The 1,108-nt window shown below is 57.7% G+C and carries 2 protein-coding genes; both read left to right on the top strand.

Translation table 11 applies throughout. From position 1 onward, the window contains the following. The coding region (locus tag AC0L3S_RS39070) for a hypothetical protein (protein WP_473285279.1) at positions 1-256 on the top strand (256 nt) is incomplete at its 5' end. A 118-nt stretch (positions 257-374) separates the two neighbouring features. Continuing rightward, a partial coding sequence (locus AC0L3S_RS39065) for a FecR family protein (protein WP_473285277.1) occupies positions 375-1,108 on the top strand: 734 nt, incomplete at its 3' end.

Below are 1,108 nucleotides of genomic sequence, written 5' to 3'. Positions count from 1 at the left end.
TACGCCATGCTGGAACAACCAGCTATGGCGGCATAACTTAAACCAAATGGCCTCCGGCAAACCCGGGGCGGTTCACTATGATGATGCACCACAGTGCCTTCCGATAGACAATCTAAAGTTGCGCGATCTACTTCTTATTGAAACCCGCACGTACCCAGGCCCTTGCGCGGCGACATCGGGTCTTCGCAGCATTTCAGCCTGGCGCATGAAGCTGGATATGCGAGCCGTTTCGCTGAGGCTATTTAAAATCCCGTGATTTCAATGCCTTAGCATTGTGCATTTTTGTTCAGTGAAATACGCGCGAACGAAGTTGGAATGGTATATAAGCCTCCAGATAAGATTTATTTTAATATTAACCTTTTTGTGGTGCAGTTTTGAGTCACGCGGCCAAATTTCAAGGCATGCTATCCAGGGACGGGGTCGGGCCAGAGTTAGCCTCCTACTTCCATGTCGATTCCTTTACCGCCAAGCCCTTTATCGCAAAAGGGCACGGTCACGTGCCGGACGGCGCGTTCGTCGTTCCCGACCCGAACCTTATCTTCAATGGCGATTTCAAGCGCGCCGGTCTCGACCTCGTGCTATCCCATGACGGGCGCGATTTCGTCGTTCACGACTATTTCAGGGGCGACAAGCGCGCGGCGATCGCCTCGCCCGATGGTGCCCACCTGACCGGCGACATCGTCAACGCGCTTACGGGGCACGTTGAATATGCGCAGGCCGGGCCCGGCGCGGCCGCGGCACAAGTCATCGGCCACGTCACTAAGCTGGCCGGCAGCGCGACTGCGGTCCGTAACGGCGTCTCCGTCATCCTCAACAACGGCGACAACGTCGAAAAGGGCGACGTGGTCTCGACCGGTGGCGACTCGACGCTCGGCATCACGTTCATCGACGGCACGGTGTTCGGCCTCTCCTCCAATGCGCGGATGGTGCTGAACGATATGGTCTACGACCCCAACGGGTCGAACAATTCTTCGCTGCTCAGTCTGGTCGCGGGCACCATCACCTTCGTTGCCGGTGAGACCGCCAAGCACGGCGACATGAAGGTCGACACGCCGGTCGCCACCATGGGCATCCGCGGCACGGCGGTGCTGAGCCAGATCAACTTCGT

The organism is Bradyrhizobium sp. Ken01 (assembly GCF_055807355.1).
The sequence above is the reverse complement of the archived record's forward strand: the minus strand, read 5'-3'. Positions and strand labels throughout refer to the sequence as shown.